The organism is Actinospica acidithermotolerans (genome assembly GCF_018139625.1).
GTDB lineage: Bacteria > Actinomycetota > Actinomycetes > Streptomycetales > Catenulisporaceae > Actinospica > Actinospica acidithermotolerans.
The window spans coordinates 42,938-60,675 of the sequence record NZ_JAGSOH010000031.1 but is presented as its reverse complement, the minus strand read 5'-3'; the positions used below and the strand labels follow the sequence as shown (position 1 = coordinate 60,675).

The following is a 17,738-nucleotide window of genomic DNA, read 5'->3' as shown; positions in this document are numbered from 1 at the left end:
TCCGGCTCCCGGGGCGGCCTGTTCCGCTCCCTCCGGAACCGCAACTACCGGCTGTTCACCGCCGGCCAGGTCGTGTCCAACACCGGCACCTGGATGCAGCGCATCGCCCAGGACTGGCTCGTTCTGACGATCACCCACAGCGGCACCGCCCTCGGCATCGTCACCGCCCTGCAGTTCCTGCCGATCCTGCTGTTCTCCGTCTGGGGCGGAGTGCTCGCCGACCGCTTCCCGAAGCGGACCATGCTGATGCTCACCCAGAGCACGATGGGCGTGCTCGCCGCGATCCTCGGCGTGCTGACCGTCACCGGGCACATCACCGAGTGGCAGATCTACGCGTTCGCGCTGCTGCTGGGCACGGTGACCGCCGCCGACACCCCGGCCCGGCAGAGCTTCGTGGTCGAGATGGTAGGCCCGGAGGACCTGCAGAACGCCGTCGCGCTCAACTCGGCCAACTTCAACCTGGCCCGCGTGCTCGGCCCCGCCGTCGCCGGGCTGATGATCGGCGCGTTCGCCTCCGAGGTCGTCGGCAGCGGCTGGGTGTTCCTGATCAACGCCGTCTCGTACGTCGCGGTCGTCAGCGGCCTCGCGATGATCGACAAGCGCTCGCTGCACTCCGACAAGCGGGCCCGGCGCGGAGGTGGCGGCCAGCGCGAGGCCTTCCGCTACCTGCGCACCCGTCCCGACCTGCTCGCCGTCATGTGCATCATCGCCGTGTTCGGCACCTTCGGCCTCAACTTCCCGGTGCTGCTGCCGCTCTTCACCACAGAGGTCTTCCACGCCGGCGCCTCGGCCTACGGCGTGATCTCGGCGGTCATGGCCGTCGGCTCGCTGCTCGGCGCCCTGCTCGCCGCACGCCGCGGCGAGGCCAGGATCCGCCTCGTGGTCGGCGGCGCCCTGCTGTTCGGCATCGGCGAGGCCGCGGCGGCCGTGATGCCGGACATCGTGTCCTACTCCCTGCTGCTCGCGCTCACCGGAACCTGCGGGCTGACCACCGCCACCACCGCCAACGCGATCATGCAGACCACCGTCGCGCCGGAACTGCGCGGCCGGGTGACCGGCGTGTACGTACTCGTGTTCATGGGCGGCACGCCGCTCGGGTCGCCGATCGTCGGCTGGCTCGCGGGCCAGATCGGCGTGCGCTGGACCCAGTCCCTGTGCGGCGCGCTCACCGCCGCGGCCGCGCTGGGCGCGGCATACTGGCTGGCGAGGACCACCGATCGGCAGATCCGGACCCGCCTGCTGGCCCGCCCGCACATCGCAGTGGTCGCCCGCCCTGCATGATGATGAGTTGACACTCATCAATCAGCTCCCTAGGGAGGTGTGCGCGATGCGCCTTTTCGTCGCGGTGGTACCGCCGCGGCCCGTCCTACTCGAACTGCGCGCGGCGTTGAGCACGCTGCCGCACACGGACGGGAACCTGCGGTGGCGCCACCCCGAGAGCTGGCACATCACGCTCGCGTTCCTCGGCGACGTGCCGCGGGAGACGCTCCCCGAACTCACCGAGCGGCTGGCTCGGGCCGCGTCCCGGGCCACGCCCATGGAACTGTCCGTGGCCGGCGGCGGCCAGTTCGACTCCCGCGTCCTGTGGGCGGGCGTCCAGGGCGACCGCGACCGGCTGGGCCGCCTGTCCGAGACGGTCGCCGCCGCCGCCCGCCGCTGCCGCCTCAAGATCGACGACCGCCCCTACCGCCCGCACGTCACCCTCGCCCGGGTCCGCAACGACTTCCCCGAAGGCGCCGAGGCGGCGGTGGCCCCGCCGCAGACCGACCTGCAGCCCTACGTCGATCGGATGGCCGCCTTCCGCACCCCGCGCTGGCTGGTCAAGGAGATGGAGCTGTTCGAGTCCGTCAAGCCCGCGACGGCGGGCCGGGCCAACATCTACCTCAGCCGCGGCCGCTGGCCGCTGACCGGCCGCTGAGCAGGTCGCCGGCCGATGGCTGACGGCCCCGGGGCAGCTCGCCGAGGAGGGGCCGAGGGGGTTTTCGGGCCGGTGGAGCCGCCCGGCACGATCAACACACCGCGGGCGCGCCTATGCTGTTGAGGTGGACCCGCGCATCCGTACCCGAATCGTCACCGCGACCCTGCTGGCGCTCTTCGCCCTCGTGCTCGTCGGCACGCTGCTCAAGCACATCCACTGAGGGTCCCCGTCCGGCTCTTTCCTCTCGTCGCCGATGAGGCGCCTGCCAGCGCGGATCCGGTGTGCAGCGCCGCGGGCTACCGGCGCTCGACGCTCCCGTTTCCGCCGGCATTGCCAGCCGCACGCGTCCCCGTCACCGCTCGCGACGTCGTTACCGTCACCGGCGCCGGGGCGTGGTCGCTGACGACCTTGACCGACCTCGTCGACGTGCCCCGCGCCGTGTCTGCGGAGCGGCTCGGGCCGACGAGGGCCATGGCGAGGGCCACCGTCACCAGTACTGCGGTGCCGATGACCAACGCCATGCCCGAGGCGGTCGAGAGCAGCGAGCTCATCCTGAGTATGCGCGGCATGATCGCGAAGCTAGGCGAACATCTATAAGGAAACTTCAGGACCGCGTTACACCGAGATGAGAGTTGCCGCCGCTCAGCCTTACTGCCGTCCGATCAGCCGTTGATGCGCTCGACGACGTAGTCGATGCAGGCGGTGAGCGCCTCGACGTCGTCCGGCTCGATGGCCGGGAACATCGCGATGCGCAGCTGGTTGCGACCGAGCTTGCGGTACGAGTCGGTGTCGACGATGCCGTTGGCGCGCAGCGCCTTGGAGACGGCTACGGCGTCGATACCGTCGGCGAGGTCGATCGTGCCGACGACCTGGGAGCGCTGGGCGGGGTCGGCGACGAAGGGCGTCGTGTAGGAGGTCTTCTCGGCCCAGGCGTACAGGCGGGACGAGGAATCGGCCGTACGGGCGACGGCCCAGTCGAGGCCGCCGTTGCCGTTGAGCCAGTCGAGCTGATCGGCCATCAGGAACAGGGTGGCGACGGACGGGGTGTTGTACGTCTGGTCCTTCGCCGAGTTGTCGATGGCGGTGGGCAGGTCGAAGAAGGTCGGGATGTACCTGCCCGAGCCGGAGATCTCGGCGACGCGCTCGAGGGCGCGGGGGGAGAACACGCCGATCCACAGGCCGCCGTCGGAGGCGAAGACCTTCTGCGGGGCGAAGTAGTAGACGTCCGCCTGGGTGATGTCGACCGGCAGGCCGCCGGCGCCGGAGGTGGCGTCGACCAGGACCAGGGCGTCCCCGTTCGCGCCGGCCGGGCGCTGGATCGGCATCGCGACGCCGGTCGAGGTCTCGTTGTGGGTCAGCGCGTAGACGTCCACGTCGGCGGCGGCCTCGGGCAGCGGGTGCGTGCCCGGCTCGGCCTTGATGACCTGCGGCTCGGCCAGCCACGGGGCGGCCTTGGCGGCGGCGGCGAACTTGCTGGAGAACTCGCCGAAGTGCAGGTGCTGCGACTTCTCCCGGATCAGACCGAACGCCGCGATGTCCCAGAACGCGGTGGAGCCGCCGTTGCCGAGCACCACCTGGTAGCCCTCGGGCAGCGAGAAAAGCTGGTCCACGCCTTCGCGGACCCGCTTGACCAGGTTCTTCACCGGCGCCTGGCGGTGCGAGGTGCCGAGCAGCTGCGAGCCCTGGGCGGCCAGCGCGGCCACGGCCTCGGGGCGGACCTTCGAGGGACCGCAGCCGAATCGGCCGTCCGACGGAAGGAGGTCAGCGGGGATCTTGATTGCGGGGGTGTCCGACACGATGCGTGCCTCCGGCGTTCGAGAGGGGACCGCCGGCACGGCCGCGCCGGCGGGAGAAGACCCCGGCTCAGTGCCGTCAACGCACTGATGAGTCCGGCGGAGCCGGGCCTTCTTGGGCGTCGTCGTCCGAGAACGTGAAGGAGAGGTTACCGGAATACACGACGCCCCACACCCCCCGGAGCGGGGAATGCGGGGCGTTCGGCCAGCCGTCTTGCCTAGTGGACGATCATGGTGTCGAAGCCCTCGACGTCCTGGATCTTCCGGGTGCCCGGGCCGATGTAGCGCGCGGACGGGCGCACCAGGCGGCCGGTGCGCTTCTGCTCCAGGATGTGCGCGGCCCAGCCGGCGGTGCGGGCGCAGGTGAACATCGAGGTGAACATGTTCGCCGGGACCTCGGCGAAGTCCAGCACGATGGCGGCCCAGAACTCGACGTTGGTCTCGAGCACGCGGTCGGGGCGCCGGGCGCGCAGCTCCTCGAGCGCGGCGTCCTCGAGCGCCTTCGCGACCTCGTAGCGCGGGGCGTCGAGGTCCTTCGCCGTACGGCGAAGCACGCGGGCGCGCGGGTCCTCGGCGCGGTAGACGCGGTGGCCGAAGCCCATCAGCCGCTCGCCGCGGTCCAGGATGTCCTTGACGTACTTCTTGGCATCGCCGCTGCGCTCGATCTCCTCGATCATGTGCAGCACGCGGGAGGGGGCGCCGCCGTGCAGCGGGCCGGACATCGCGCCGACCGCGCCGGAGAGCGAGGCGGCCACGTCGGCGCCGGTGGAGGCGATGACCCGCGCGGTGAACGTCGAGGCGTTCATGCCGTGCTCGGCGGCGGAGGTCCAGTACGCGTCCACGGCCTTGACGTGCTTGGGGTCCGGCTCGCCGCGCCAGCGGATCATGAAGCGCTCGACGATGGTCTCGGCCTTGTCGATCTCGCGCTGCGGGACCATCGGGTGGTCTATACCGCGGGCGGACTGGGCGACGAAGCTGAGCGCCATGACGGCGGCGCGGGCCAGGTTGTCCCGGGCCTCGTCGTCGCTGATGTCGAGCAGCGGCTTCAGGCCCCAGATCGGCGCGAGCGTGGCCAGTGCGGACTGCACGTCCACCCGGATGTCGCCGGAGTGGATGGCGAGCGGGAAGGGCTCGGCCGGCGGCAGGCCCGGGTTGAACTTTCCGTCGACGAGCAGGCCCCACACGTTCCCGTAGGTGACGTGCCCGACCAGGTCCTCGATGTCGACGCCGCGGTATCGGAGCGAGCCGCCATCCTTGTCAGGTTCGGCGATCTCCGTCTCGAAGGCGACGACGCCTTCGAGGCCGGGTACGAAGTCGGGCATCCTACGGCTCCCTTGCTGTGGCAAATGTCCTTCGTGAGGTTCTCTCCGGCGCCGCGAGCGGGGTCCGCGTGCGGATCGCGGCGCCGTCGAGCGCTGTATGAACGGGCGGCACGCCCTTGGAGGTTCCCGCCAAGTGCGGCCAGCTACCTATATTGGACCGCTACAACGGCCGGATGGAAATCCAGGGGGCCGAAAGATCTGGGAGGCGAGCACATGTCCGCTGAGCAGCCGGAACTCTCCAGGTTGCGCCGAGATTACGCTGAACGGGCGATTGAGGTGACTGAGCTCACAAGCGCACCGGAGCCCCTGTTCGCCCGCTGGTTCGCTGAAGTCGACGCCGTTGCACGAAAATCGGACGCCTCCTGGTTCGAAGCCAACGCAATGGTCCTGACCACTGCCGACGCCGAGGCTCACCCGTCCAGCCGAACGGTGCTGCTCAAAGGGTACGGACCGGAAGGATTCACGTTCTACACGAACCTCCGCTCCCGAAAGGGACGGCAGATCGCGGCCAATCCGAACGTCAGCCTGCTGTTCCCGTGGTACCCGTTGCAGCGTCAGGTCGCCGTGCAGGGCGCCGTGGCGCCGGTGCCGGACGCGGAGAGCGACGGCTACTTCGCGAGCCGTCCCCGCGGCGCCCAGCTCGGCGCCTGGGCGAGTGAGCAGTCGGAGACGATCCCGGACCGGGCCTGGCTGGACCGGCGGCTGGCCGAGTTCGACGCCAGATTCCCGGACGTGGTGCCGCGTCCCGCCCACTGGGGCGGCCTGCGGGTGCGTCCGGATTCCGTGGAGTTCTGGCAGGGCCGTCCAGACCGGCTGCACGACCGGATCCTGTACGTCCGGGACGCCGCGGCGCCGCACGGCTGGCGGGTCGAGCGGCTCAGCCCTTGAGCGGGTGCGACCACGGTCCGCACGGTGCGCCACAATGGGCTTTGACTGTATTGACCGGGCCTGAAGAGGTGGGCCGAGACCGGCGGGAGCCGCTCCCATGAGCGATCTGATCGACACCACGGAGATGTACCTGCGCACGATCTTCGAGCTCGAGGAGGAGGGCATCGTCCCGCTGCGCGCCCGGATCGCCGAGCGGCTCGGGCAGAGCGGGCCGACCGTCAGCCAGACCGTGGCCAGGATGGCGCGGGACGGGCTGCTGACCGTGGAGGGCGACCGCCACCTGCAGCTGACCGACAACGGCCGGCAGCTGGCCACCCGGGTGATGCGCAAGCACCGGCTGGCCGAGCGGCTGCTGGTGGACGTGATCGGGCTGCCCTGGGACGAGGTGCACGAGGAGGCCTGCCGCTGGGAGCACGTGATCAGCGAGCAGGTGGAGCTGAAGCTGCTTGAGCTGCTCGGCAGCCCGACGGTCTCGCCCTACGGCAATCCGATCCCGGGCCTGGAGGAGCTCGACGCCGGCCTGCACTCGACCGGCTTCCGGGACGGCGACCTGGTCACGCTGCGGGACTTCGCGCACACGCTGCCGGCCGGCGAGCACGGCGTGGCGGTCATCCGGCGGATCGGCGAGCCGCTCCAGTCGGACCTGGACGTAATGCACCGGCTGCGCCGCGCCGGGGTGCGCCCGGGCAACGCGGTGCAGGTGACGCCGACCGAGGGCGGGGTGCTGCTGAGCGCCGCCAAGGAGTCGACCGAGCTCGACCTCGAACTCGCCGCGCACGTGTTCGCGGACCGGGGCTGACCGGACCGCCGGGCTGAACGGCCGGCTGAAGGCGGGGGAACCTCGACTGCGCTGTTCCGCGGAACGTTAAGTTGAACGTTCCGCGGAACGTTGCGCGCGCTATATAAGGAGTCGGCCGCGAGCGGCGCCCCCGGCGCCTGCGCCTGCGCGCGCCGAACCCGCACGTCAGCGGGGGAAGCCGGCGACGCGGTCGCGGTGCAGGCCGCAGGCGTAGGCCAGCGGCGCCAGCACCTCCTCCGGATCCGGCAGCCAGCGCGCCGAGTCCGCCGGGCCGCGCACCCACTGCACCTGGCCGCGGGTGCCCATCCGGGACGGCGGCGCGACGATGTAGTCGCCGGCGCTGCGGCAGTTCAGGTCCAGCGCCGTGCGCCCCCAGCCGAGCTCGGCCAGCGCCTTCGCGACCTTCGTGCGCGAATTCGGCAGGATGAAGAAGTACAGGCGCCGGGTCGGCGTCGCGGCCACCGGCCCCGGGTTCGCCCCGGAGCGCTCCAGGCGCGCCAGCGCCAGCAGCCCGGCCTCCTCGGAGCATTCGAGTACGTCGAAGGCCCGGCCGGTGGGCAGGATGATCGAACCCTGCGGATTGGCCGCCCACCACTCGTGCGCCTTGCTCGGCTGGCCGCTGATCCGCTTCTGCCAGTCGCGCATCGCAGGGTGCGAACCGATCATCGCGCACCCCCTGTCCCCGCAGGAGCAGAAGCAGAACCCGTCCTCCCGGATCACACTCGTCCCAAGAACCACATCCCAGTGCCGATCCTCGATATATTCGAGAGCGGCGTCGAGCAGACCGAGCCGGTCCTCCGGATTGGTCCGGTCGGCGCCCGCCTTGCGGGGCGTCCCCGTCGCGATAGTTGTCTCCACACGCTGGAAACCGGGCTCCGGTGGTCCTGGTTACGGCGCGTCCCCCGGCGTGGCGAATAAATCACCTGCCCGTGGGGTAACGACGAATTCTGTCCGAGCGATTACGCTGGGCTACCGCTCGGAGCGATTCGCCGCTACTCTTCGCGACATATGCGCATGCAGTACCCGGAGGCTCGCGTGGGCCGCGAGGCCGGGCGCGCGTTGGCCGTACTCGTGCTCAACGCCTGTGGACCGAGGGAGATAGGGGAGGCCCGATGGCCGTACGCACCGCGGGACCGCGGCAGCCGAACCAACGGCTCGCCGCGCTGATCCAGGAGGCGGCGAGCTCGAACGCGGGGTTGGCCAGGCGCGTCAACATGGTCGGCGCAGAGCACGGACTCGACCTGCGCTACGACAAGACCTCCGTCGCCCGCTGGCTGCGCGGACAGCAGCCGCGCGGCATGGCCCCGACGCTGATCGCCGAGGCGCTCGGCCGCAAGCTGGGCCGCCCGGTCACCGTCGAGGAGATCGGCATGGCGGACGGGCGCAACGGCTCGTCCAGCGTCGGCCTGCACTTCGCGCCGTCCACCGCCGCGGCGATCGAGGAGGTGACGGAGCTGTGGCGCGCGGATGTGAGCCACCGTGAGTTCCTGCTCGGGTCCTCGTTCGCCGTCGCCGCGCTGATCGCGCCGAGCCGGGACTGGCTGATCACCCCGCCGGACGCGGAGGTCGCCAGGCCGCCGTCGCTGGCCGGGCGCGGCCCGCGGATCGGCCCCTCCGATGTCTACGCGCTGCGCGCCGCGGCGCGGGTCTTCCGCGACCTCGACCACCAGTTCGGCTCGGGCTACGTGCGCTCCATCGTCGTGCACTACCTCGACGACGTGGTCGCCGAGATGCTGACGGGCACTTACCCGGAGCGCACCGGGCGCGCGCTGTTCTCGGCGGCGGCCCAGATCACCGAGCTGGCGGGCTACATGGCCGTGGACACCGGCCGGCACGGGCTCGCCCAGCGGTACTACATCCAGGCTCTGCGACTGTCCCAGGCCGCCGGGGACCGGGCGTACGGCGGCTACGTGCTGGCCGCCGGCATGAGCCACCTGGCGGGACAGCTCGGCTCGCCCCGCGAGATAACCCAGCTCGCCCGCGCGGCCAGCGAGGGGGCCAGGGAGCAGGCGACGCCGACCGTGCGCGCCATGTTCCACTCGGCGGAGGCGCGCGGGCACGCGGTGCTCGGCGACGTGCGCGCCTGCGAGGCGGCCCTGTCCAAGGCCGCGGCCGAGATGGAGAAGTCGAACCCGCAGGAGGATCCGGACTGGATCCGGCACTTCACGCCCGCGTACCTGGCGGACGAGTTCGCGCACTGCTACCGGGACCTGGACAAGCCGCGGCAGGCCAGGGACCACGCGCAGCGGGCGCTGGCCGAGCATCAGCCGGGCCACGTGCGGCGCCGGGTGGTGGACACCGTGCTGGTGGCCACCGCGTACGCGCAGGAACGCGAGGTGGAGGCGGCCTGCGCCGCCGGCTCCCAGGCCATCGAGATGCTCAGCCAGCTGCGATCGCACCGCGGCATCGAGTACCTGCACGACCTGGACCGCAGGCTCGATCCGTACCAGGACAGCGCGTCCGTGCGCGGCTTCCGGGAGCGGCTGGGCAGGCTCGCGGTGCGCCAAAGCGCGCTCCCGCTGGTGCTGGCGCCCGCGATTCCGCGCTGAGCAGGCGGTTCCGCGGCCGGCTGGGTTCTTCGTTCGGTAGAAACGCGTTGCAGTTTCGTGACGAAGGCTCATGCGGGCGTGGCATGGCGTGCCGGGGCGAGTAGCGTCTATCCGGTCGCCGTGGCACGGTGCTCGATGCTGCCGTGGCGCCGGAGAGTTCGCCTATTTTGCGAGGAAGACGCACTGTGTCCCAGATGCCCGAAGTCGCGGGGAGCTGGCCGGAAGAGGGTACGCAGTACGTGCCCGGTGCGCCGATGGAACCGGTGCAGCAGGCATACCCGCAGCAAGCGCCGTACCAAACGCAGCAGCCGTACCAGCAGCAGGGCTACCCGGAGGCGCAGTACCACCAGCCCCAGCCTCAGCACCAACCGCAGCCGCAGCAGTACGCTCAGCAGCAGTACCAGCCCGAGCAGACGGTGCCGCAGCAGGCGGTGTTCGCCGAGGAGGAACAGGCCTCGCTGCCCAGCGAGTTCGACCACCTCTTCCGCGACTCCTCCCCGGAGGACCGCCGCGCGATATCGGGCCGGCAGCCGATGGTCTCCGGACCCGGCGCCACGCCCTCGCCGGGCTTCGCGCAGAGCCAGCAGCGGGCCCCGCAGGCGATGCAGGCCACCCAGGCCGCGCCGCAGGCCCAGGCCCAGGCCCAGGCCACGGCCATGTACAACCAGCAGCAGCCGTACGACGCGGCGCCGGCCGGCCAGTCGCCCGACTACGGCAACGGGCCCTTCAGCTACGAAGGACCGCCCGGCGGCGGCGCCGGCGGCAACCGCCGCACCCCGCTGGTCGTCGGCGCCGTGGTGGCCGTGATCGCGGTCGTCGGGCTCTACCTCGGCCTGTCCGGCGGCGGCGGTTCCGGCAAGGCCGGCGCGACCGGCGCGACCGGCACCGCCACCGCGAGCGCCGCGTCGAACGAGACCGCGCAGCAGCAGGCGGACGCCGTCTACCAGCTGGTGAAGCAGGCCAAGCAGTTGCGCGAGGACATCACCAACGAGGTCGTCAAGCTCGACGAGTGCGACATCTCGGCCGTGCAAAGCGAGATCAACGCGAGCGCGCAGGCCAGGCAGAGCGCCGCGACCAAGGTCGCCAAGCTCCCGGTGGACAAGATCAGCGGTGGAGCGAGCCTCATCAGCGCCCTGCAGAAAGCCTGGCAGGACTCGGCCGACTCGGACAACGACTACGCGAAGGCCGCGAGCGACTTCGCGAACGGCGGCTGCAGCAAGAGCGCCCTGAAAAACGACGCCAACTACCAGGCTGCGAGCTCCGGCAACACCAACCAGGACAAGCAGGCCGCCGCCACGCTGTGGAACTCGGTCATGGCCAACTACGAGCCCTCCATCACCAAGTACGACCTGTAGCGGCCGCCGAAGCCGACGGGCAGCGGTAGCGGGTCTTACCGGCGCACAACGATCCGGCAACACTGCGGAAACGCCGGGCGGCGAAGGTTGGTGCCATGGCACCGGCAGAGACGCTTGACCACCACACCGTCATCGCAGCCAGGGGCGCAGAACCGGGCACCGTCTTCGACGCCCGCCCGCTGACCGGCAGCGTGATCGCGATCACCGCGGACCGCCGTCGTGAGGAACTGGCCGCCCTGCTGCAAGAACGGGGAGCGCGGACCGTGGAGACCCCGACGGTCCGGCTCGCCCCCGGCGACGAAGGCGTGGTCGCGCGGCGCGCCGGCGACCGCGCCGCCGCATCCCGCTTCGTCGAGACCGTACTGCGGCGCGACGTGCACGCGGTCACCTTCACCACCGCGCCCGGGGTGACCGGGCTGCTCGAGGCCGCGGCCGTATCCGGCTCACTCGACCAGCTGCTCGCCGCGCTGCGCGGCGACGTGATGCCGGTCTGCCTCGGCCCGGCCTGCGCCCGCCCGCTGGAGGCGGTCGGCGTGCCCGCGCTCAGCCCGGACAAGCCGCGCTTCTCGGCGCTCGCGGACGTGCTGTGCGAGCAGCTGCCGCCGCGGATCCGGCGCGAGGTCCGGGTGGACGCGGCGCGCACGCTGGTGATGCAGGGTTTCAGCGCGGCGATCGGCGACTACTCGGTGACCCTGCCGCCGCTGCCCGCCGCCGTGCTGGCCGAGCTCGCCCGGCGCCCCGGCTGGGTGGTCTCCCGCGCCGAGCTGCTGCGCCGGGTGTGGGACGGCCGCGACGTGCGCGGCGGGGCGGGGCGCGACGAGCACGCGGTGGAGGCCACGGTGGCCCGGCTGCGCACGGCTCTCGGGCCGGCCTCAGGCCTCGTGAAGACCGTGACCAAGCGGGGATACCGGCTGGCCGTCGAACCGTAACCCGGCCATCGCAGACTGTTCCGACCGCATACGAGCACGTCGCCGGAGAGGGAAGCACCCATGGCCGTCCAGAACGTCGCGTCGCTCAGCCCCTCCTTCCTGCCGCCCGCGCGGGACGACGTGCCCATGGTCGCGGTCGCCCACGGCACCACCCACCTGCCGGGGCTGCTCACCCTCGACGCGATCATGGAGCGGGTCAGATTCCTGCGGCCCGGGATGCCGGTCAGCCTCAGCTTCGTCTCCAACGCGGAGCCGCGCCCGCTCGACGTGCTGGCCGAGCTGTCCGGCCAGGGGCACCGGGAGGCCGTGGTGCTGCCGATGTTCCTGACCACCGGCTACCACGTGCGGCACGACATCGCCGAGGCCGTGCGCGCCACCGAGGGCCGCGGCTTCCGGGTGCACACGGCCCGCGCGCTAGGTCCGGACCCGATGCTCGCCCACGTGCTCTCGGACCGGCTCGCCGCGGTCACCGGACGCGTCTTCGGCACGGAGGTCGTGCTGGCGGCGGCCGGCTCCAAGGACCGCCGGGCCAATGCGGACGCCGTGGTGATGGCGGGTTTTCTCGCGGAACGGCTCGGCATGCCGGTGCGCACCGCGTACCTGAGCGCGACGGAGCCGACCGTGGAGTCGCTGCTGACCAGGCTCTCCCGGCGCGGGAGGCCGGTGGCCGTGGCGAGCTACCTGCTGGCCGAGGGCGGCTACACCCAGCGGCTCGGCGACATCGCGGCCCTCGCCGGCCTGGAGCAGGAGGCCGTGCGCACCCCGCGCGTCGCCGGCCCCCTCGGCGCCCACGAACTGGTCGCCCGGCTGCTCGTCCGCCGCTATGACCAGGCGCTGTACCTGAAGTAGCGGCCCGGCGTGGCGCGCGCGCCCGTTTCGCCTGGCGGTCGAGCGCTGCGGCGCAGGTGACGCGTCCTTTACCCTGTGCGCATGACCGAGGAGCCCCGCGCCGACTACATCCTGACCCTGTCCTGTCCCGACCAGCGCGGCATCGTGCACGCGGTGGCCAGCTTCCTGCTCGTCACGGGATGCTCGATCGTGGACAGCCAGCAGTACGGAGATCCGGACACCGGGGTGTTCTTCATGCGGGTGCACTTCCGGGCGCAGGAGCCGGGCGTCGACCTGACGGCGCTGACCAACGGCTTCGCGGCCACCGGCGCGTCCTTCCGCATGCAGTGGCAGATCCACGCGGCCGAGACCCGGATGCCGACGATGATCATGGTCTCGAAGTTCGGCCACTGCCTCAACGACCTGCTCTTCCGGCACGCCAGCGGCGCGCTGCCGGTGGAGATCCCGCTCGTCGTCTCGAACCACCAGGACTTCCGCCAGATGGTCGAGGGCTACGGCATCCCGTTCGTGCACCTGCCGGTCGCGCCGGACAAGTCGGACAAGGCGGCCCAGGAGGCCCGGCTGCTGGAGCTGGTGCGCGAGCACGAGATCGAGCTGGTCGTCCTCGCGCGCTACATGCAGGTGCTCTCGGACGAGGTCTGCAAGGCGCTGGAGGGGCGGATCATCAACATCCACCACAGCTTCCTGCCGTCGTTCAAGGGCGCCAAGCCCTACCACCAGGCGCACGACCGCGGCGTGAAGCTGATCGGCGCCACGGCCCACTACGTGACGGCGGACCTGGACGAGGGGCCGATCATCGAGCAGGACGTGGTCCGGGTGGGCCACGGCATGACGCCCGATCAGTTCGTCGCGGCGGGACGGGACGTGGAGTCGCGGGTGCTCTCCCGCGCCGTCGCCTGGCACGCGGAGCACCGCGTCCTGATGGGCTCCAAGCGCACGGTCGTCTTCCCCTGATTCGGCGGTCCACGCTGAGCGCTGAAGGGGTTCACGTCCCGCGGCACGTCGTCGCCTCAAGCTAACGATGCCGGAGAACGGACGTCCAGATCAGTGCACGACATTATCCGCACGTCACCCGTGACCTGGGCGGACCCGAGTTTTCCACAGGCGAGGGGTGGGTTATCCCCAGTCGCTGGCATTTCGTTACGCCGGACTGGGGACAGGCCGCCGGGTTATCCACAGGATTTATCCCCATCGTGGACAAGATCTGTGGATCCTGGGGATAACCTCCCCAGGTCTGTGGATAACTCGGCGGTTCCTGTGTAGAAGGCCGTCAGCCGGTGTTGCGCAGGCCGGCGGCGACGCCGTTGACCGTGAGCAGCAGGGCCCGGCTCAGCTGCGGGTCCGGCGTCTCGCCGGCGGCGAGCGCCTCACGGTGCCGCTTGAGCAGCGCGACCTGGAGGTAGGAGATCGGGTCCAGGTAGCGGTCGCGGATCTGCAGCGTGCGGGCCAGCACCGGGTCGTGGCCGAGCAGCTCCGTCTGCCCGGTGACCTTCAGCACCTGCGCCACCGTCAGGTCGTGCTCCTCGACGATCGTGTCGAAGATGCGCTTGAGCTCGTCCGGCACCAGCTGCTCGACGTAGAGCCGGGCGATCCGCAGGTCCGTCTTGGCCAGCGTCATCGCGACGTTGGACAGGAAGTTGCGGAAGAAGTGCCAGTCCGCGTACATCTCGGCGAGCACGTCCTCGTGGCCCGCCGCGTAGGCCGCGGCGAGGCCGGTGCCGACGCCGAACCAGCCGGGCACGATCTGCCGGGACTGGGTCCAGCCGAACACCCACGGGATCGCGCGCAGGCCGTCGAGGCTCGCGCCCGAGTCAGGCCGGCGCGAGGGGCGCGAGCCGAGGTGCAGGTCGCCGAGCTGGTCCACCGGGGTCGAGGCGAGGAAGTAGCGCGGCAGGTCCGGGTCGTCGGCCAGCGTCCGGTACCGGGCGTAGGCCGCGTCCGAGATCCCGGCCATCGCCGCGCTCCACCGGGCCAGCGCGTCGGCGCTCTGCCGCGGGCCGATGTGCAGCACCGAGGCCTCCAGCGTGGCGGCCACGGTCAGCTCCAGGTTCTCCCTGGCCAGGCTCGGCAGCGCGTACTTGTCCGAGATCACCTCGCCCTGCTCGGTGACCTTGATCTCGCCCTCGAGGGTGCCCCAGGGCTGGGCGAGCACCGCCTCGTGGGTCGGGCCGCCGCCGCGGCCGACCGTGCCGCCGCGGCCGTGGAACAGCCGCAGCCGCACGCCGTGCCGGTGCGCCACGTCGCGCAGCTTGCGCTGGGCCAGGTGGATCTCCCACTGGCTGGTCGCGATGCCCGCGTCCTTGTTCGAGTCGCTGTAGCCGAGCATGATCTCCTGCACGTCGCCGCGCAGCCGGACCAGCTTCCGGTAGGAGGGGTCGCTCAGCAGCTCGTCCAGGATCGCGTCGGCCTGGCGCAGCTCGGCGACCTGCTCGAGCAGCGGCACGAAGCCGATCTGGGCCCGGCCGCCGCGCAGGTCGATCAGCCCGGCCTCGCGGGCCAGCAGCGCCGCCGCGTACACGTCGTCCACGCCGCGGCACATCGAGATGATGTAGGACTCGATGACGTCCGGGCCGAATCGCTCGATCGTCTCGCGGATCGCGGTGAACACGCCGAAGGTCTTCGCCGCGGCCGGGTCGAGCAGCGGGGCCGCGCCGCCCCAGGCGTCGAAGCCCTCGACGCCGTCCCGGTGGATCTTCTCCGGCAGCTTGGCCAGCGGCCGGCGCGAGCGCAGCTCCTTGGCCAGCAGCCCGGCGCGGTACTCGCGCGGCATGTCCTCGTAACGCCAGGACTCGATGCCGAGGCGGTCGATCAGCTGGCCGATCGCGTGGTGGTGCGCGTCGGCGTGCTCGCGCACGTCCAGCGTGGCGAGCTGCAGGCCGAAGGCCGAGACCGTGCGGATCACCTGGTCCAGGCTGCCGCGGGCGATCAGCTCGCCGCGGTCGGCCAGCAGCGAGTCGCGCATCAGCAGCAGGTCGGCGACCAGCTCCTCGCCGTTCAGGTAGTCCTGGCCGGGCACGTGCGCCCGGCCCTTGCCGATCCGCTTCCTCGTGTTCAGCAGCTTCTGCCGCACGCAGGTGGCCTTGAGCCGGTAGGGCTCCTCCTGGTTGAGCCGCTTGTACCTGGCCGGGATGTCGGGCAGCGCCGCGAGGTCCTTGGCGAGCGATTCCTCGAGCTCCGGGGTGATCGAGGCGATCCGGTTCGAGGTGGACAGGCTGTTGCGCAGCCCCTCGACGATCTTGAGCGCGTCGTCCACCGCGCGCTCGTGCTGCAGCGCCAGGATCTCCAGGGTGAGCAGCGGGGTGACGTTCGGGTTGCCGTCCCGGTCGCCGCCGATCCAGCTGCCGAAGGTCAGCGGCCGGGCGTCCACCGGCAGCCGCACGCCGATCCGCTCGAGCTCGGCGGCGAGCTCGTCGAGCACGTCGGGCACGGCGCTGCCGTGCAGCTCGTCGAGGTAGTAGAGGGCGTTGCGCGCCTCGTCGGTCGGCTCGGGCCTGGCCACCCGCAGCTCGTCGGTCTGCCACAGCGACTCGACCAGCTCCTGCAGCCGCCGCTCGGCCCGCCGCTGCGCCACCGGGTCGGCCGCGGTGCCGGGCTGCGGGAAGGGGTTGGCGTCGAGCAGCTGCGCGATCAGCCGCAGCTTGCCGAGGATCGTGCGGCGGGCGGCCTCGGTCGGGTGCGCGGTGAACACCGGGCGCGCGGAGAGCCGGTTGACGACCTCCTCGACCCAGTCCCGGGTGACCTTGGACTCCGGGTCCTCGATCGCGGCGCCGATCCGGTCCACCGCGCGCGAAAGCCAGGAGCCGCTGGTGGCCCGCTCGGCGTGCAGCTCGCGGGCGCGGTGCACCTGCTCGGTGACGTTCGCCAGGTAGAAGTAGCTGGAGAAGGCGCGCACCAGCCGGATCGCGGTGGACAGGTCCAGCTCGGCGAGCCGCGCCTGCGCCTCGTCCCCGGCGCCGGGCTCCGCCGAACGCGTCAGCGCCCTGATCTGCTCGACGAGGTCGAGCAGCTGCTGCCCCTCCTGGCGCACCAGCGTCTGCCCGAGCAGTTCGCCGAGGGCTTTGATGTCGCCGCGCAGAGCGGCGTCGGGCGCGGGGGTCTCCGGTGCAGAGGTGGATACGGCGTCGGTGTCGGCCACTGCGGCACACTCCTCGATAAGCGGGCGAGCTGAACTCGAGGACGCCGTTGTCCTAGCTCAGGACTTCGCCAGCATCGTATGCGGCGTGCGTCACACCGGCGACACCTGGCCAGAACCTGAGACGTGGCTCAACGCCGGTGGAACGCCAGGTGCGGCGGGAGCGCCGAGCCGAGGTAGTCCACGTCGGTCACCAGGCTCGCGAAGCCCTGCTGCACGGCCGCCTCGGAGATCTCCTGGATCTGCTGCGGCAGCGCCACCAGGTGCCGGGCGAAGTCGTCGAAGTCGTTGCCGACCCGGATCAGCAGCTCGTTGCACACCGAGGCCGCGTCCCGGGAGTCCCGGTCGCGCACGTCGTCGTCGTCGAAGTACCAGACCGAGCCGGTGTCGTGGCCGCGGATCTTGAGCACGAGCATGCCGCCGCGCACGTAGCCGACCGCGAGGAACTCCTCGGTGAAACGGTCGAACAGCGCCTGGTTCGCGTAGACGAGCTCCTGGTGCGGGTCCGAGCGGCGCACGCCGAACAGCCAGCCGTCGGCCACGAAGCCGCACTGCAGGTTGACCGCCGGGCCCAGCGGCCGGCCGCCGTCCGTGCCGGCCAGGAAGCGCCGGTAGGAGACGGGCAGCTGGAAGCCGAGCTGCGACTCGAGCTGCAGCATCGCGTCCTCGGGCACCGAGCCGGAGCGCTCGAAGGCCACCGGGTCGAGCATGCCCTCGTGCCACAGGCCGGACTTGCCCCGGTCGAGCTGGAGCGTGGCCACCCCGCCGTGGTGCCGGAAGGAGCCGTTGAGCTCCGCCGGGACCAGGAACAGCCGCCGGCTGCGCGCCTCGTGCGTCCAGGTCCAGCCCTCCGGCGTGGCCGTCGGGGGACGGCCCTGCTGGTAGAGCGGGTCGCCGGTGCCGGAGGCGAGCAGGTTCGCCGCGATCACGTCGGTGACCCGGACCTCGTCCACGGACAGCTCCGGCGGCGGGTCGGCGATCTGCACGGCCTGCCGGGCGTACACCGAGAAGTCCGGGTAGCCGTGGAAGTTCAGATAGACCCCGCGCGGGTACTTGCGATCCAGTTCGACATCGCTGAACTCGATGAGGCGCCCCGCGAACTGACCGTTGGGTATTCCGGCCGCGTTCGTCGGAAGGCCCGTGCCCGTTCCCTGCGTCATCGTTCTCCAGTCCCTTGCCATCGCCTCGCGCGGGCCGGGCCCGT

15 protein-coding genes are annotated in these 17,738 nt (G+C 71.5%); 9 read left to right on the top strand and 6 right to left on the bottom strand.

Translation table 11 applies throughout. From position 1 onward, the window contains the following. Both KDK95_RS13315 and thpR read left to right on the top strand, forming a co-directional pair. On the top strand, nucleotides 1–1,281 hold a 1,281-nt coding region (locus KDK95_RS13315; RefSeq protein WP_212518439.1), incomplete at its 5' end, for an MFS transporter. A gap of 46 nt (nucleotides 1,282–1,327) precedes the next feature. Further along, entirely contained in the window at nucleotides 1,328–1,918 is a 591-nt protein-coding gene (thpR, locus tag KDK95_RS13310; RefSeq protein ID WP_212518438.1) for an RNA 2',3'-cyclic phosphodiesterase, read from the top strand. A 296-nt stretch (nucleotides 1,919–2,214) separates the two neighbouring features. Here thpR and KDK95_RS13305 read toward each other — a convergent pair whose 3' ends face one another. The 3 genes from KDK95_RS13305 to KDK95_RS13295 all read right to left on the bottom strand — a co-directional run bounded on the left by KDK95_RS13305 (nucleotide 2,215) and on the right by KDK95_RS13295 (nucleotide 5,033). Beyond that, nucleotides 2,215–2,487, bottom strand: coding sequence for a hypothetical protein (locus KDK95_RS13305; protein WP_212518437.1), 273 nt, complete (start codon nucleotides 2,485–2,487; stop codon nucleotides 2,215–2,217). 93 nt (nucleotides 2,488–2,580) lie between these two features. Then, complete coding sequence (gene serC / locus KDK95_RS13300) at nucleotides 2,581–3,714, bottom strand: phosphoserine transaminase (protein ID WP_307844339.1); 1,134 nt, start codon at nucleotides 3,712–3,714, stop codon at nucleotides 2,581–2,583. 215 nt (nucleotides 3,715–3,929) lie between these two features. Continuing rightward, nucleotides 3,930–5,033: a citrate synthase 2 gene (locus KDK95_RS13295; protein WP_212518436.1), complete on the bottom strand. Its 1,104-nt coding sequence runs from the start codon at nucleotides 5,031–5,033 to the stop codon at nucleotides 3,930–3,932. A 213-nt stretch (nucleotides 5,034–5,246) separates the two neighbouring features. On the opposite strand from KDK95_RS13295, the gene pdxH reads away from it, so the two are divergent. Next, nucleotides 5,247–5,921, top strand: a complete 675-nt coding sequence (gene pdxH, locus KDK95_RS13290) for a pyridoxamine 5'-phosphate oxidase (protein ID WP_212518435.1) — start codon at nucleotides 5,247–5,249, stop codon at nucleotides 5,919–5,921. Between the two features lie 97 nt (nucleotides 5,922–6,018). Beyond that, the gene (locus tag KDK95_RS13285) at nucleotides 6,019–6,720 is read left to right on the top strand and encodes an iron-dependent transcriptional repressor DtxR (protein WP_212518434.1); all 702 of its coding nucleotides are present in this window, start codon (nucleotides 6,019–6,021) and stop codon (nucleotides 6,718–6,720) included. Between the two features lie 165 nt (nucleotides 6,721–6,885). Here KDK95_RS13285 and KDK95_RS13280 read toward each other — a convergent pair whose 3' ends face one another. Then, nucleotides 6,886–7,578 (bottom strand): bifunctional DNA primase/polymerase, encoded by a 693-nt coding sequence (locus KDK95_RS13280; RefSeq protein WP_212518433.1) that lies wholly within the window; start codon nucleotides 7,576–7,578, stop codon nucleotides 6,886–6,888. Between the two features lie 254 nt (nucleotides 7,579–7,832). On the opposite strand from KDK95_RS13280, the gene KDK95_RS13275 reads away from it, so the two are divergent. The 5 genes from KDK95_RS13275 to purU all read left to right on the top strand — a co-directional run bounded on the left by KDK95_RS13275 (nucleotide 7,833) and on the right by purU (nucleotide 13,356). Further along, a complete protein-coding gene (locus KDK95_RS13275) occupies nucleotides 7,833–9,269 on the top strand; it encodes an NsdA family TPR-like regulatory protein (RefSeq protein ID WP_212518432.1) in 1,437 nt (478 codons plus the stop codon). A 185-nt stretch (nucleotides 9,270–9,454) separates the two neighbouring features. After that, the gene (locus KDK95_RS13270; protein WP_212518431.1) at nucleotides 9,455–10,624 is read left to right on the top strand and encodes a hypothetical protein; all 1,170 of its coding nucleotides are present in this window, start codon (nucleotides 9,455–9,457) and stop codon (nucleotides 10,622–10,624) included. A 95-nt stretch (nucleotides 10,625–10,719) separates the two neighbouring features. Then, nucleotides 10,720–11,553, top strand: coding sequence for a winged helix-turn-helix domain-containing protein (locus KDK95_RS13265; RefSeq protein WP_212518430.1), 834 nt, complete (start codon nucleotides 10,720–10,722; stop codon nucleotides 11,551–11,553). 60 nt (nucleotides 11,554–11,613) lie between these two features. Further along, a complete protein-coding gene (locus KDK95_RS13260) occupies nucleotides 11,614–12,402 on the top strand; it encodes a sirohydrochlorin chelatase (protein ID WP_212518429.1) in 789 nt (262 codons plus the stop codon). A gap of 81 nt (nucleotides 12,403–12,483) precedes the next feature. After that, on the top strand, nucleotides 12,484–13,356 hold the full coding sequence (gene purU / locus KDK95_RS13255) for a formyltetrahydrofolate deformylase (protein WP_212518428.1): 873 nt from the start codon (nucleotides 12,484–12,486) through the stop codon (nucleotides 13,354–13,356). 316 nt (nucleotides 13,357–13,672) lie between these two features. Here purU and ppc read toward each other — a convergent pair whose 3' ends face one another. Both ppc and KDK95_RS13245 read right to left on the bottom strand, forming a co-directional pair. Beyond that, entirely contained in the window at nucleotides 13,673–16,537 is a 2,865-nt protein-coding gene (gene ppc / locus KDK95_RS13250) for a phosphoenolpyruvate carboxylase (RefSeq protein ID WP_307844338.1), read from the bottom strand. Between the two features lie 128 nt (nucleotides 16,538–16,665). Next, nucleotides 16,666–17,694, bottom strand: a complete 1,029-nt coding sequence (locus KDK95_RS13245) for an SMI1/KNR4 family protein (protein ID WP_212518427.1) — start codon at nucleotides 17,692–17,694, stop codon at nucleotides 16,666–16,668. Between the last annotated feature and the right edge of the window lie 44 nt (nucleotides 17,695–17,738).

What these genes read in the sequence shown, in the direction of transcription:
- thpR (WP_212518438.1), top strand. Translation starts at nt 1,328, where the DNA reads ATGCGCCTTTTCGTCGCGGTGGTACCGCCGCGGCCCGTCCTACTCGAA.
- KDK95_RS13305 (WP_212518437.1), bottom strand. Translation starts at nt 2,487, where the DNA reads ATGCCGCGCATACTCAGGATGAGCTCGCTGCTCTCGACCGCCTCGGGC.
- KDK95_RS13295 (WP_212518436.1), bottom strand. Translation starts at nt 5,033, where the DNA reads ATGCCCGACTTCGTACCCGGCCTCGAAGGCGTCGTCGCCTTCGAGACG.
- pdxH (WP_212518435.1), top strand. Translation starts at nt 5,247, where the DNA reads ATGTCCGCTGAGCAGCCGGAACTCTCCAGGTTGCGCCGAGATTACGCT.
- KDK95_RS13285 (WP_212518434.1), top strand. Translation starts at nt 6,019, where the DNA reads ATGAGCGATCTGATCGACACCACGGAGATGTACCTGCGCACGATCTTC.
- KDK95_RS13275 (WP_212518432.1), top strand. Translation starts at nt 7,833, where the DNA reads ATGGCCGTACGCACCGCGGGACCGCGGCAGCCGAACCAACGGCTCGCC.
- KDK95_RS13265 (WP_212518430.1), top strand. Translation starts at nt 10,720, where the DNA reads ATGGCACCGGCAGAGACGCTTGACCACCACACCGTCATCGCAGCCAGG.
- KDK95_RS13260 (WP_212518429.1), top strand. Translation starts at nt 11,614, where the DNA reads ATGGCCGTCCAGAACGTCGCGTCGCTCAGCCCCTCCTTCCTGCCGCCC.
- purU (WP_212518428.1), top strand. Translation starts at nt 12,484, where the DNA reads ATGACCGAGGAGCCCCGCGCCGACTACATCCTGACCCTGTCCTGTCCC.
- KDK95_RS13245 (WP_212518427.1), bottom strand. Translation starts at nt 17,694, where the DNA reads ATGACGCAGGGAACGGGCACGGGCCTTCCGACGAACGCGGCCGGAATA.